General features: G+C 38.9%; 15 protein-coding genes. 7 read left to right on the forward strand and 8 right to left on the reverse strand.

Annotation, left to right across the window (positions count from 1 at the left end; all coding sequences use genetic code 11):
- The first annotated feature begins 865 nt into the window (after positions 1–865).
- The 5 genes from BM107_RS04990 (at position 866) to BM107_RS05010 (ending at position 4762) form a co-directional block, all read left to right on the forward strand.
- Positions 866–1417, forward strand: a complete 552-nt coding sequence (locus BM107_RS04990) for a cupin domain-containing protein (RefSeq protein WP_090980936.1) — start codon at positions 866–868, stop codon at positions 1415–1417.
- Between the two features lie 68 nt (positions 1418–1485).
- Positions 1486–2715, forward strand: a complete 1230-nt coding sequence (locus tag BM107_RS04995) for a serine hydrolase domain-containing protein (protein WP_090980938.1) — start codon at positions 1486–1488, stop codon at positions 2713–2715.
- 4 nt (positions 2716–2719) lie between these two features.
- Positions 2720–3703: a hypothetical protein gene (locus BM107_RS05000; RefSeq protein WP_090980940.1), complete on the forward strand. Its 984-nt coding sequence runs from the start codon at positions 2720–2722 to the stop codon at positions 3701–3703.
- A 23-nt stretch (positions 3704–3726) separates the two neighbouring features.
- Entirely contained in the window at positions 3727–4032 is a 306-nt protein-coding gene (locus BM107_RS05005) for a YbaB/EbfC family nucleoid-associated protein (protein ID WP_090980942.1), read from the forward strand.
- A gap of 52 nt (positions 4033–4084) precedes the next feature.
- Positions 4085–4762 (forward strand): metal-dependent hydrolase, encoded by a 678-nt coding sequence (locus BM107_RS05010; protein WP_090980944.1) that lies wholly within the window; start codon positions 4085–4087, stop codon positions 4760–4762.
- A 201-nt stretch (positions 4763–4963) separates the two neighbouring features.
- On the opposite strand, the gene BM107_RS05015 is transcribed toward BM107_RS05010, so the two are convergent.
- The 3 genes from BM107_RS05015 to BM107_RS05025 all read right to left on the reverse strand — a co-directional run bounded on the left by BM107_RS05015 (position 4964) and on the right by BM107_RS05025 (position 8955).
- Positions 4964–5305 carry a hypothetical protein gene (locus BM107_RS05015; protein WP_090980946.1) on the reverse strand — a complete coding sequence of 114 codons (342 nt, stop codon included), beginning with the start codon at positions 5303–5305 and terminating at the stop codon, positions 4964–4966.
- Between the two features lie 183 nt (positions 5306–5488).
- Positions 5489–8296 carry a DNA polymerase I gene (gene polA, locus BM107_RS05020; protein ID WP_090980948.1) on the reverse strand — a complete coding sequence of 936 codons (2808 nt, stop codon included), beginning with the start codon at positions 8294–8296 and terminating at the stop codon, positions 5489–5491.
- Between the two features lie 95 nt (positions 8297–8391).
- Entirely contained in the window at positions 8392–8955 is a 564-nt protein-coding gene (locus tag BM107_RS05025) for a CPBP family glutamic-type intramembrane protease (protein ID WP_090980950.1), read from the reverse strand.
- Positions 8956–9146: 191 nt separating this feature from the next.
- On the opposite strand from BM107_RS05025, the gene BM107_RS05030 reads away from it, so the two are divergent.
- Positions 9147–9827: a hypothetical protein gene (locus BM107_RS05030; RefSeq protein ID WP_090980952.1), complete on the forward strand. Its 681-nt coding sequence runs from the start codon at positions 9147–9149 to the stop codon at positions 9825–9827.
- A 52-nt stretch (positions 9828–9879) separates the two neighbouring features.
- On the opposite strand, the gene BM107_RS05035 is transcribed toward BM107_RS05030, so the two are convergent.
- From BM107_RS05035 to trmB, 5 genes are read right to left on the reverse strand one after another with little or no spacing between them, the layout of a single operon-like run.
- Positions 9880–10467, reverse strand: coding sequence for a DNA-3-methyladenine glycosylase I (locus BM107_RS05035; protein WP_090980953.1), 588 nt, complete (start codon positions 10465–10467; stop codon positions 9880–9882).
- 1 nt (position 10468) lies between these two features.
- Positions 10469–10831, reverse strand: a complete 363-nt coding sequence (locus BM107_RS05040; RefSeq protein ID WP_090980956.1) for a four helix bundle protein — start codon at positions 10829–10831, stop codon at positions 10469–10471.
- A 55-nt stretch (positions 10832–10886) separates the two neighbouring features.
- Positions 10887–11240 carry a carboxymuconolactone decarboxylase family protein gene (locus BM107_RS05045; RefSeq protein WP_090980958.1) on the reverse strand — a complete coding sequence of 118 codons (354 nt, stop codon included), beginning with the start codon at positions 11238–11240 and terminating at the stop codon, positions 10887–10889.
- Between the two features lie 57 nt (positions 11241–11297).
- A complete protein-coding gene (locus tag BM107_RS05050; protein WP_090980960.1) occupies positions 11298–11633 on the reverse strand; it encodes an MGMT family protein in 336 nt (111 codons plus the stop codon).
- Positions 11633–12283: a tRNA (guanosine(46)-N7)-methyltransferase TrmB gene (gene trmB / locus BM107_RS05055; protein WP_090980962.1), complete on the reverse strand. Its 651-nt coding sequence runs from the start codon at positions 12281–12283 to the stop codon at positions 11633–11635. Before trmB ends, BM107_RS05050 begins: the two co-directional genes overlap by 1 nt.
- A 113-nt stretch (positions 12284–12396) precedes the next feature.
- Between trmB and fcl the strand changes: the two genes are divergently transcribed.
- Complete coding sequence (gene fcl, locus BM107_RS05060) at positions 12397–13323, forward strand: GDP-L-fucose synthase (protein ID WP_090980964.1); 927 nt, start codon at positions 12397–12399, stop codon at positions 13321–13323.
- Positions 13324–13363 lie beyond the last annotated feature (40 nt).

Raw genomic sequence — 13363 nt, forward strand, 5'->3', positions numbered from 1 at the left:
TTAAGTTTTGAATAAAAAATTCCCGCAGATTTCGCAAATAACGCAGATATTTAATTATTTCATTTCTAAGCAATCAGCGAGAAACATTTATCAAAGTCCATTCACTTTTCGCCATTCTTTATAGTCCCCGTTTGTAACCTATCGTATGGACACATTTCCATTAGCTGCATTTGTTTTTTATAGCACATATTCCTAAGGCGATCTTCATGCTGAATTTATTTCAGCATCTTTCCCGCCATTAACTGGTACCCATTCCTAAAGAAGCAATAGTTTTGAGGATAAATGTTGATTTTTTCCGCTCTTTGCCGCGGGGCATGGTACTTTGGAGCGCCAAAGTACCCAAAGCGCCTTGTCAATCCAGCAATGTGGCTACACACCGCCCACGCTCATCAAAAAACAGTGGCACTTTGTTTTGTGTTCAATTTATGTTAAATTTTAAATTCAATCTAATAATGAACACAAAACCACTGCGTTTCAGGTTTGGCAATGCAATTTGAGCCATTGTGCACCCGTTTTTTGATTCTCCCGCCACTTGGGATTGACGGCGTCCTTCGGTAAAGACTGAGGGTTATTAAAGCCAGCTAACAGGATGCCCAACCATTCTTAATAAAGATGTGTCCACATGATAGGTATTAACGGGGATGAACGAGATCAGCGATTGTATCGCCCATCAACTCCTGTGCGAGCTTTTGGAGAAGCAGTCTTTATAGTAAAACTCACTGGCACGGCAGATCTCTCCATTTCGCATTGCTTCAGTAGAGACGACGACTGTATGCATATAACCTGCAGGGTAATTAAAAGCTATTCATCAAATCCCGAAACCCTTTTCCAATTACATTGTTAACTATTGAAACATCCTAAAATTATGGACAAAGAAAAACTGATACAAGAAGCTTATCTGGTTGCACATAAAATTGAAGAAAATGGCAATTTCCCCAACAATCCCAATTTGCCATTGATGATATACAAAGGTACATTCAGGTTGCATCCTGATGATACTGCAGAGGTAATAAAAAGGGTTTTTGCGCAAAACGGTTATACCAACTCCTGGGTAGATGGCATCTTCGATTATCATCACTACCATAGCAATACACACGAAGTAATGGGGGTATTTTGCGGTAAAGCAGATGTACAATTTGGCGGCGAACACGGTGTTTGCATCGAATTGGATAAAGGTGATGTCGTGATTATTCCAGCAGGTGTAGCCCATAAAAAGCTGAACTCAAGTGATGACTTTACGGTTGTTGGCGCATATCCGAATGGCTCAGATTATGATATTAAATATGGGCAGGCAGAGGAGCGTCCTGAAGCTGATAAAACCATTTCTATGGTAAAAAATCCAGATAGCGACCCGGTTTACGGAAGCAAAGGACATTTATTTGAGTGCTGGTATGGCAAAAATTGCGAAAATGTGTAAAACTCTTTTGTTGCAACCGTCTAAAATTCTTTAATTTTCGGGTTTTAAATACACTATCCCCAGTATAAATGAATTTTCGATATATATGTTCAGCATTAGCCCTCTCTGCAACTTTACTAACTGCCTGCTCAGGTAAAAAATCTGAAGAAAAAAAGGAAGCTGATAAAAAAATCCGTACCAAAGAAGATGATAAGGCAGATAGCCTCTTGCTGGTTTACAACCCGCAAAAAGGCGACAAGTGGATCGCTGACTTTGTAGATAACCTGCATAAAAAATATGGCTTCAACGGAAATATGCTGGTGGCAAAAGATGGAAAAATTCTTTATGAAAAAGCGATCGGCTGGGCCGATTATCTGCATCGTGATAGCTTAAACATCAATTCGGAGTTCGAACTGGCCTCTATTACCAAAACATTTACTGGCACAGCCATTATGCAGCTGGTAGAAGCCGGAAAACTTTCGTTAAATGATGATGTAAAAAAATTCTACCCTAATTTCCCTTATGATGGCATTACGGTAAAGCTGTTACTTTCGCACCGCAGTGGCATGATGAACTACGTTTATTTTATTGATGATATCTGGCGTAAAGAAAAACGCAACATGAAAAAAGGCGTTACCAACCAGGAAGTAATGAACGTTATTGCCGAGCGCAAACCTAATCCATATACCAAACCAGATAACCGATTCCATTATAACAATTCAAATTTTATGGTATTGGGGGCCATTATAGAGAAGGTAACCGGCCAGCGTTATTCGCAATATATGATGGAACATGTATTTAAACCAGCCGGATTAAAACATACGCACGTATATAGTACAACCGAATATGAAAAAATCCCGGTTGATGTAGTAGGTCACGACCGTACCTGGCGCTATTCCGTAGCACAGAACTTTTTGGACGGCCCAGTTGGAGATAAGGGCATTTATAGTACCGTACATGATTTGGTATTATTTGATAAATATTTAAAGAATGGTAGATTACTAACTAAAAAGAGCCTCGATTCTGCTTATTTGGGTCGTAACAAGCCTGTAAATGGCCACTTTAATTATGGTTATGGCTGGAGAATGTTTGACGGCGAGAATATGGACAAAGTAGTATACCACACGGGATGGTGGCACGGTTTCCGCCATATTTATGTAAGAGATTTAAGCAAAAATATTCTGGTTATATTTTTAGGTAACTTAACAAACGGTAGTTTAATGCATTTGGATGACCTTTACAAACATTTAGATATGCCCATTATACGTAAAGGAGCATACCACGGCAACGGCAGTTTACCTGGATCAGACGAAGACTAAAATTATGGCGAAAACAAAATGGATAATCGGACCGGATACATTAACCATCTATCCTAAAAGAAATTTAAGGATTATTGGCATTATTTTTTTTGTACTTTTTGCGGCGTTCATTTTCTTTTTGTTCAGATCAATGCCGGGTTATTCTACGGGTTTTACCTTGGGATATTATGCCATCTTTTTGTTGATTCCTCTGATGTTGATTTTTGCTGCCGAAACAAAAGTAATTTTTGACGGAAGCAGCAGGGTTTTATATAAAAAGATTGCTTTTTTGCCCATCGGATCAATCCCTTTCGATGATATTGCTTCTGTTGAACCATACGAAATATTAGGAAGTGGCTTTAATTACAAACTATTCAGAAAAAGTAACCGGCACGGCAGGGGCTTACTGGTTTCTGCCGGATATAGCAAAACCTCAGATCTCAATCTGATCGCGTTTCAGCAGGAGGTATTGCCGAAAATTGACGAGCTTGTGTTCGCTAACGCACCAGTAATCCCTAAACAGACTATTTACGACTTTAGGTTTTTTAAAGAAGAGGGTGGTGTTTATCTCCTGCGCGATAATAAGACAGGAAGTTTTATTTTTGGATTGATTTTCATCGGTGCTACCGTTGCCATATTGTTTAGTCCTGATTTTCTTTCAGGAGAAGGATCCTTTCAAAAAATACTGTTGACATATTTCCCAGCGATAATTGGCTTTGCTTTACTTTTCGCGGCAACCTCCAATATCCGCTTTGATAAAAACCAGAAGAAGATTATCCGCTCAACCTTTGCCGGTCGTTTTAATAAAGAATATTCCTTTGATGAACTAATCCGCTTTCAGGTGATCCGTAAAAATACTAATTTTATTTATTCTGGCACCGAAGTTAGGGCAGAGATTTTTTTGCCTGCTAAAAACAAAACAACCGTCTTAAACCTTAAAAGCTTTATAGGCACTAAAAAGATTGAGCGCTTCCTCGATGAGGCCAATACCATTTTAGGCCGGATTTAGTTTTATTATAAAAGAAAACGATTATGTTCGATAAATTATTTGCGGCACAACAAAAAGCCGAAGAAATTAAAAAACGCCTGGATACCATATCCGTGTACGGCGAAGTTGAAAATGGTGCCATCAGAATTACTGCAACGGCAAACAAGGCCATCACTGCGGTTGCCATTGATGAAGAATTTTTAAAAGGTGCTGATAAAGAAGAATTGGAAGAACTGTTGCTAACCGCTATTAACAAAGCAATGGCAAGTGCAGAACAAGTAAGCGCAGCCGAAATGCAGGCATCAGCACAAGATATGCTGGGTGGCTTAGGTGGCATGTTTGGCCAATAATATATCATCAAATTAATCTTGATACTCAAATCAACCTACTTGATACGAAACTATGAAATATACTTATTACGGCCAATCTTGTTTCCTGTTGGAAACAGCTGGTAAAAAATTATTATTCGATCCGTTTATATCGCACAACCCGTTAGCGAAAAACGTAGATACTAAGGCGATTGAGGCTGATTATATTTTGGTAAGCCATGGTCATGCCGACCACGTAGCAGACTTGGTTGAGCTGGCTAAACAAACTCAGGCTACGGTTATTGCAATGCCGGAGATTATCGATTGGGTTTCTAAACAGGGCATAGAGAAAGTACACGGAATGAATTTTGGCAAATTCACCTTCGATTGGGGAACCGTACGCATGGTACCTGCCACACATTCATCTAGCCTACCTGACGGAAGTTATGGCGGAAATCCTGCTGGTTTTGTGCTTGAGGTTGACGGTAAACAAATTTATTTTGCAGGCGATACCGGTTTAACCATCGAGATGAAAGTTTTAGCGGATATTTATAACCTGGATTATGCCATCTTACCGATTGGTGGAAATTATACCATGGATGTTGATGATGCTTTGATTGCAACAAAATATTTCGATTGCGATAAAGTAATTGGCGTTCACTATAATACTTTTCCGGTGATCGAAATTGATACCCAGACCGCGTTAGATAAATTTGCACGCGAGCAGAAAACCTTATTACTACCAGAAATTGGTGAAACCATAAGTTTATAGTTTCGCCGAACCGTCATTTCGACTGAAGTGCAATCCCGAATGTTCGGGAGAGAAATCTATCTCAAGGTAGATTTCTCCGCTACACTGCGTTCCGGTCGGGATGACGATTTTTTTCAGGGTGACGCCACTAAGATTAAATTATCTTAAACAAAAAAAGGCCTCCAGTTTTCATTGGAGACCTTTCAAATTATAAACCTGAACCTAATTTTTTTTAGCGGCAGCTTTATTTGCTTTGTAACGCATATCTGCTGTACCGTCTTTTTTAGTTGGGCCGGCAACTTTGGTTACTGCTTTGGCTTTATTTTCTTTAAAACGCATATCTGGTGTACCGTCTGCTTTTACTTTAGCAGCCGTAGTAGTCGTTTTAGTCTCTACTTTTTTAGCTTCCTGTTTTGCTCCTGCTTTAACTGGTGCTGTTGTTGTTTTAACTTCTTTTTTTACAACGGTTTTAGCTTTAGCTGGAGTGGCTGTTGCTGGTGTTTGAGCAAATGCTGTTGTTAAACCAAATGCTGCGATTGCGATTAAACTCAATAACTTTTTCATAATTTTTAGATTTTTTTTAATTGTTATGAAGCTTCTTCGTTTCACTCCGAGGTTTCATAATTTCTGATTTTTTATTTTACTCGTTTATTTTGTTGATATAAAATTCTAAAATCGATATGAAGTTTTAATGAAGATAATAAACATTTTGATTTAAGGTAGGTCTACACCAATTCCATTATGAATTTAATGCGCCTCAAGCCAATTATTGCCCTCACCAATTTCTACCACAATGGGTACGGTTAATTTAATGGCATTGGCCATCTTATCCTGGATAATTGCCTTCATTGCCTCTTTTTCCGATCTAAGCACATCAAAAACCAACTCGTCATGTACCTGCATGGTCATGGTTGATTGCAGATTCTGTGCTTTCATCTCTTTATGGATATTAATCATGGCAATCTTGATCATATCGGCCGCGGAGCCCTGTATAGGTGCATTGATGGCATTTCGTTCAGCAAAACCCCTTACGGTCTGGTTAGCCGAATTAATATCTCTCAAATAACGTCTTCTACCCATTATGGTTTCTACATAGCCATTCTCCCGTGCAAAATTCATGGTATCGCTCATGTAACGTTTAATACCAGGATACTGGGCAAAATACTGCTCAATAATCTCAGCCGCTTCTTTACGCGGAATACCTAAGTTCTGCGATAAACCAAAGGCAGATTGGCCATAAATGATCCCAAAATTAACCGCCTTGGCATTTCTGCGTTGCGTTCCATCCACTTCTTCAATACTAACGCCATATACTTTGGCTGCTGTTGCCGTGTGGATATCAATCCCTTTGCTAAAAGCATCAAGCATGTTTTCTTCCTTGCTTATCTCTGCAATAATGCGCAACTCTATCTGCGAATAATCGGCTGATAACAAAATGTGGTTTTCATCTCTTGCAATAAAAGCTTTACGCACTTCTCTTCCCCGCTCGGTACGGATCGGGATATTCTGTAAATTGGGATTATTGGAACTCAATCTTCCGGTTGCAGCAACCGCTTGATTATAAGAAGTATGCACCCTCCCGGTTTTAGGATTAACCATAAGTGGCAATGCATCCACGTAGGTTGATTTAAGTTTTTGTAACTGACGGAAATCTAAAATATCCTGTACAATATCACTTTTACTGGCTAAGGCCATTAAAATATCTTCTCCGGTTTGGTACTGACCGGTTTTTGTTTTTTTGGCCTTCGGATCGAGCTGAAGTTTATCAAATAAAACCTCTCCCAATTGCTTTGGTGATGCGAGGTTAAATTTAATTCCGGCTTTGTCGTACACATTCTGTTCGAATTTGATAATTTCAGTCTCCAGCTCTTTGGAATAAGCCTGTAAGGTTTCAATATCAATCCGAACACCTTCTTTCTCTATATCTGCCAATACATAAACCAAAGGGTTTTCAATTTCTTCGGCAAGTTTGGCTGCATTTAGTTCTTTTAATTTGGGTTCGAAGATGTGTGCCAGCCGCAAAGTTACATCGGCATCTTCAGCGGCATAATCTACTACATCTGCCACAGGAACATCACGCATCGTAAGCTGGTTTTTACCTTTTGCCCCGATCAGTTTGGTAATCGAGATTGGTGAGTAACCAAGATAGTTTTCCGATAGAACGTCCATTCCATGGCGTGTATCTGGATCAATCAGGTAATGCGCCAGCATGGTATCAAAAACTTTTCCTTTTACTTCTACGCCATACCATTTTAATACCAGGATATCGTATTTGGTATTCTGACCGATTTTCTCGATAGCTTCATTTTCCAATACGGCTCTAAATTCATCAATAATTGACTGTGCCGCTGCTCTTTCGGCAGGAACCGGAATATAATAACCTGTTCCAGGTTTAATGGAAAACGATAGCCCCACCAAATCGGCCATGTTTGCATCGGTACCTGTAGTCTCAGTATCGAATGATATACGCTTTTCGGCAAGCAACAATTTAATCAGGTCAGCACGCTGTTCGGCAGAATCAACCAATTGGTAATCATGTTCCGTGTTTTCAATGGTTTTAGCTGGTAATTTTTCTGCTGGTTCTTCCTCCAGCGTATTGGTATATTGGATGGTTTCTCCAGATTGATTGCCAAACAAATCGGTTTGAGTACCTTCCTGGAAGCGGGCTGTGGTTACCGAGAATTCATCACCAAATACCCTGCGCCCTAAAGTCCTGAATTCCAATTCGGTGAATAATGGCTCCAACAAATCGCGGCTTGGATCGCAAAGTTCTAAACTGGCTTCGTCAAGTTCAACCGGAACATCTAACAGAATGGTGGCTAGTTTTTTAGATATTAATCCCTGTTCTGCAAAATTTTCTACGTTCTCACGTTGTTTTCCTTTTAGTTCATGTGAATGGGCAATAATGTTCTCCATAGAACCGTATTGCTTGATCAGGGCTTTTGCGGTTTTCTCCCCAATCCCCGGAATACCCGGAATATTATCTACAGCATCGCCCCATAATCCCAGGATATCAATAACCTGTAATACATTTTCGACTTCCCACTTAGCCAATACTTCTTTTACACCCAATATTTCCATATCGTTGCCCATGCGGGCTGGTTTATAAATAAAGATATTTTCAGAAACCAACTGGGCAAAATCCTTGTCAGGTGTCATACAATAAACCTGATAACCTTTTTGTTCCGCTTTTTTAGCCATTGTACCTATAATATCATCAGCTTCGTAGCCATCAGAAGTAATTACCGGAATATTAAAACCTGTAATTAATTTAAGTACATAAGGCATTGCTGCAGCCAGGTCTTCAGGCATGGCCTGGCGGTGTGCTTTATAGGCTTCGAAAGAAGTATGTCTTTCGGTTGGTGCGTCCGTATCGAAAACTACGGCAATATGTGTCGGTTTTTCTTTCTTCAAAACATCCAGCAAGGTATTGGTAAAGCCCATTACTGCAGATGTATTGATGCCTGTTGAGGTAAAACGCGGATTTTTACTGAGCGCAAAATGCGCCCTGTACATAAGCGCCATACCATCGAGGAGAAAGAGTTTTTTATTCATGTGATTACACTGATTTAATGATTACACCGATAAATGAATTTACCGGATGATAAAAGTAACCAAAGTTAAAGGTTTAGAAAAGATATAGTTTCAATTTAACTGAAAAAGAACTCTAGTAATATCATTATAAAATTAAAGATGCTGTGTAGTAAGATGGAGTAGATTAAACCATATTTAATGCGCATATAGCCCATAGATAGTCCGGAAAAGAATTGCGAAATTATAAATATAATGAAGACCGGATCGCTAAGCGTTAAGTCTTTAATGTTGGTTAAATGGATTAAACCAAATATGATGGCTGAATAATAAAAGAGGTATCCAAACGATTGCCGCTGAAAAACCACCTTTTTACGGATATCCATTCTTTTAAAATATCCGCGTATAATGAGGGATATGAAAAAGAAAAAAGTATAAATTGGCCATTTTAGAAAGGGGCTGTTTATAAAATAATCGGCTATTAAGGCTAAAGTAAAACAAACAAAATATATAGATAGGTATTTACTTCTTAAATGCCACCTAAACAATGATTCTTCTAATAAAGGAGCTAAAATACAGGCAATAAGTAGCGCTACCGTTAAACCGAGTTTTTTCAGAATATCGAATTTTTCAACATATTCATCTATAATTTCGAAATGTAGCAGCGTATAATAAATGCCCATTATTATGCCGGCAAATAATAAATCGAGTATAATCAACCATACTAGATCTCTCCAAAGAGATTTATTATCTTTACTGAGTTTTAGAAGTTTGGCTTTTTTAAGAAATCCCAAAATGCTGAGAGCGTTTCAATCATTACTGTTTTTGGATATTATTTTTAAATAATCTACGTTGTATCCGATATTGCTAACTTATGAAGATTTTTAACCTTTTTATTTTATTTTTTTCAATAACGTTTACCACTTATGCACAAGATTTTATTGTTAAAAACAATGATGAAGTCATCCGTGGAACGATAAAAGGCACGGATTATTTTTCTGTTTTCATCAGCGCCAACGATGAAGCGGATATGATTTTGCCGGCAAAGGATGTAAAAAACTTCTTCTGGAATGGGGATAGCTTTGTAAGCAAAGGATTTGCCAATGGCCGCAATTTCGAATATCGTTTTGTAAAGGTCATTGAAATGGGAACGGTTAATCTTTACTCTTTTGGCGGAGGTACACTCGTGCCACAGGTGAAAGAGAAAAAGGTAAAATTCAGGCCATCAATTGGGATTGGAACAGGAACCGGTGGTTTTGGAGGCATGGGTATGGGTGGCGGTATCAGTATTGGCGGCGGACGAAACTCAGCTCCCGAAAGACCTGCAGGAGCACCTGCTGTTCGCTATTTTATCGAGAAACCCGGCGCGGGGCCTTTAAAGGAAGTACCGATGAAAGCAATAACTGAGGAGGCTAAAAAGTTAGAGGTTAAAAATATCCTGCTGCAGAAAATAGGGGATCAGCCGGAATTAAAAGCCAAAGTTGAAGCGGGAATAGATTTTAATAGCAGGGATGTTATTGAATGGGTTAAGGAATATAATGCGGCAAAAAAATAAAGCCAGAATTAATAATAGATTTTTAGGATTATAGGATCGTTTTGCATAAAAATCATCTTGCACAACAATTTAATAAATGATCGTTCACCATTCCGGTTGCCTGCATAAATGCATAACAGATGGTGGTGCCGAAAAACTTGAAGCCACGTTTTTTCATGTCTTTACTGATTTGGTCGGACAGTTCCGTTCTAGGCGGAACATCGCTCATCTTCTCAATATGGTTTATGATGGGCTTGCTTTCCGGAACAAAACTCCATATATATTTAGAAAAGCTACCAAATTCTTTCTGGATTTCCATAAACAATTTGGCATTGGTAATGGCACCAGTCACTTTTAAACGGTTACGGATAATGCCTTCATCGTTCATCAGTCTCTCTACATCTTTTTCGGTAAAAGCAGCTACCTTCTTTACATCAAAATCTGCAAAGGCCTTACGGTAGTTTTCGCGTCTTCTGAGGATGGTAATCCAGTTCAAACCAGCTTGTGCGCCTTCGAGTATCAAAAATTCGAATAAAATCTGATCATCGTAAACAGGTTTTCCCCACTCTTCATCATGGTACTTAATATAAAGCGGATCGGAACCGGCCCAGGAGCAGCATGTTACTGAGTCCTTAGTCTTGAGTCCGGAGTCGTGAGTCATACTAAGCGAATTTTGAAGGATGGCTGATCATGAAATTTAATAATTTGCTTATCTCTTCACATTGAGCGTCCAAATAATTGAATTTTTCTTCAGTGATATAATTACAGGCTAGCGCTACATCTAACCAAACTTGCGTTTCACCATTTTCCATATCTGCATCTGAAAGTTTACTTACAAAGTGATTTGGGTATCTTCTCTTTTTGTATGCTTCACCGATACTGCTACAAACAGACCTTGAAGATCTACGGATCTGATCTACTAAACTGTATTGCTCTGACTTTGGGAAATCTTTCGTCAAATTAAAGATGTCCATCAAAAGAGCGAATCCTTTTTTATAAGCGATTAATTCTCTAAACTTTCCCATATTTTTTTAACCAATATAATCATTTGGGAAGAGAAAAAGACTATAGACTTAGGACTTAAGACTCCGGACTAGAACTCAACTCATCCCAATACTCTACAGCTCTCCGGTAATGCGGTATTACAATGCTACCACCTACCAGATTGGCGATCATGAAAATTTCGTTCATTTCATCATGGTTTACACCGGCATCGAAACATTTGCCCAGGTGGTATTTAATACAATCATCGCAACGCAAAACCATTGAGGCCACCAGACCCAACATCTCTTTCGTTTTAACGTCTAAAGCTCCATCGGCATAAGTGGTTGTATCAAGTGCAAAAAAACGTTTGATATTTGTATTTGCCGTTTCCATAATCCTATCGTTCATTTTTTCACGATAGCCGTTAAACTCTTCTACAAGCTTTCCCATAAATAATTAATTATTGAATGAATGATTTTTTGAGTGAGCGCATGACGTTAATTTTATTCAATCAAAGTTGATTTCTTCCAGCGGATTCCAGAATACTTTTTTAAAGTTTACCACCTTATCGTTCTTCACTTCAATGCCTTCTTGTTTCAACAATTCTTCCATTAGTTCCGGTGGCTTAAAATGGAACTTTCCGGTAAGCAATCCACTGCTGTTTACTACCCGATGTGCAGGCACCTGGGGATGGACGGCACCGGCATAAAGCATGGCATGCCCTACCATTCTTGATGATTTTGCCGCACCTAAACTTTTCGCGATGGCTCCATAAGAAGTTACCCTTCCTTTCGGAATTAACCGGGCAATCTCATAAACCTGTTCATAAAAATTGGTATTCATTATTCAAAAGAAAACTGAATATAATTAATATTTTTATCGTGTAGTAAGTATTTCTTCTCATAATAGGTTTTGATAGACAGTACCTCATCAACCAGATCTGAAGTATACAAATGATCGGTATTTTTATGTACAGGCAGGTTTAATTCTGCAACCTTTTCGCAAGTGTAAGCATATAACTGATCATTATCTGTTTTCAGATTAACATATCCACCTGGTTTTAACACCAATTTATAACGGTCCAAAAATGCCGGAAAAGTTAAACGTTTTTTCTCACGGCTATCCTGAGGCTGTGGATCCGGAAAGGTGATCCAGATTTCGTCGATTTCTCCTTCATTAAAATAATCCAGTATGTTTTCAATCTGTATCCTTAAAAAAGCAACATTATCTATTCCATCTTCAATAGCCGTTTTGGCTCCGCGCCAGATGCGGTTGCCCTTGTAATCCACCCCAATAAAGTTCTTCTCCGGAAAAAGCCTCGCCAGATTTACCGAGTATTCACCCTTTCCACAGGCCAGTTCCAGTACAATAGGGTTTGCATTTTTAAAATGCGCTGAAGCCCAATTGCCCTTTAAAGCTTTTCCTTGTTCTAATTGATATACGTTTGCAAATGTTTCTATTTCTGCAAAACGCCTAAGTTTATCTTTACCCAAAAGTTTTTTTTCTGCAAAAATACAATTAAATCAATAATCGGGGTTTCTTTTGCCGCAAAGATTGGTGCCAATTTTATTTAGGAATCGTATTTTTGTGCCTTATAAAAATTACCGTGGAAAAAAACGCAAAAATATATGTTGCAGGCCATCGTGGTATGGTAGGCTCGGCCATTTACCGCAAACTGCAAAAAGAGGGTTACGAAAACATCATTACCAGAACTTCATCAGAGCTTGATCTGCGCAGCCAACAGGCGGTTACTGATTTCTTTACTGAAGAAAAACCGGATTATGTCTTTCTTGCAGCAGCAAAAGTTGGTGGTATCGTAGCCAACAACACTTACAGAGCCGATTTTCTTTATGAAAATTTAGCCATCCAGAATAATGTTATCCATAACGCGTACTTAAATAACGTTAAGAAACTGATGTTTTTGGGTTCGAGCTGTATTTACCCAAAAATGGCTCCGCAACCTCTCAAAGAAGATTACCTTTTAACAGGCACTTTAGAACACACCAACGAGCCTTATGCCATTGCCAAAATTGCAGGGATTAAAATGTGCGATGCCTATCGCGATCAGTACGGCTGTAATTTCATATCCGTAATGCCCACAAATTTATATGGCTTTAATGATAACTATCATCCTCAAAACTCACATGTTTTGCCCGCTTTGATCCGTAAGGTGCATGAGGCAAAAGTTAACAATGAAAAAGAAGTTGTGGTTTGGGGTTCGGGTTCACCCATGCGCGAATTTTTATTTGCAGATGATTTAGCTGATGCCTGCTATTTCTTAATGCAAAACTATAACGAGCCACACTTGATCAACATTGGTACCGGACAGGATCTAACCATCAAAGACCTGGCTTTGCTAATCAAAGATGTTCTGGGATTTGATGGGGAACTGGTATTCGATGCCACAAAACCAGATGGCACCCCACGCAAATTAATGGATGTTAGTAAACTTCATCGTTTAGGCTGGAAACATACAACCGAGCTTAAAGAAGGTATTGCCCTGGCTTATCAGGATTTCGAAAGCCGATATTAAATAAATTTACAAGGGCGTTTAACATACCGTTGCGCCCTTG

The organism is Pedobacter suwonensis (assembly GCF_900111825.1).
In the GTDB taxonomy this organism is placed as follows: Bacteria; Bacteroidota; Bacteroidia; order Sphingobacteriales; family Sphingobacteriaceae; genus Pedobacter; species Pedobacter suwonensis.